Here is a 231-nt window from a genome sequence, read left to right as displayed (position 1 = left end):
GGCCTCGGTCAGCATGGTCACTCGGACTTCTCGGCGTCCTCGGCCGGTGCCTCAGCGGCCTCCTCGGACTCGGCCGGGGCCTCCTCCTGCTTCGGCTCCTCCGGCAGGATGACCGTGCCCTTCTCGGGGGCCACGAAGGCCTCCTTCTCGGACTTGGACTTCAGGGTGCCCTCGGCGCCCGGCTCGCCCTTGAACTTCTGCCAGTCACCGGTGACCTTCAGCAGCGCGGCG

At 70.1% G+C, this 231-nt stretch carries 1 pseudogene; it reads right to left on the bottom strand.

From position 1 onward, the window contains the following. Positions 1-17: 17 nt before the first annotated feature. A pseudogene (locus KVS67_RS13565) lies at positions 18-231 on the bottom strand (30S ribosomal protein S16); the annotation flags it as partial.

This window comes from Micrococcus sp. GbtcB5, from assembly GCF_019091605.1.
GTDB classification, from domain to species: Bacteria; Actinomycetota; Actinomycetes; order Actinomycetales; family Micrococcaceae; genus Micrococcus; species Micrococcus luteus.
This window is presented reverse-complemented; position numbering and strand designations above follow the sequence as displayed.